This window comes from Peribacillus sp. SIMBA_075 (assembly GCF_046534585.1).
The window spans coordinates 1-245 of sequence record NZ_JAWRYN010001356.1 but is presented as its reverse complement, the minus strand read 5'-3'; the positions used below and the strand labels follow the sequence as shown (position 1 = coordinate 245).

The 245-nt window shown below is 54.3% G+C and carries 1 pseudogene; it reads right to left on the bottom strand.

Annotation, left to right across the window (positions count from 1 at the left end):
* Positions 1-222: pseudogene (locus SB775_RS32760) on the bottom strand (alpha/beta fold hydrolase); the annotation flags it as partial.
* Positions 223-245: the final 23 nt, after the last annotated feature.

The window sequence follows — 245 nt, the reverse complement described above, 5'->3', positions numbered from 1 at the left end:
CTCCACCGTATATAAAGGCTGGAGAGCGAAAAATACGGATTTTAGCTCTTCGTTGGAACGCATCTCGCCGGCAAACATACGGACCAGCTCATCTTCTGTCAGCCCGGGAAGATTGGCTTCCAGCGCCCTCTTTGTCGCGCCATCCTGGCGATCTGAGCCGGGTTTTGTATCTCGTAGCACGACTTGCGAGACATGCTGGGGATAGCGAGTGACGTATTCCAATGCCATGTACCCGCCATACGAGC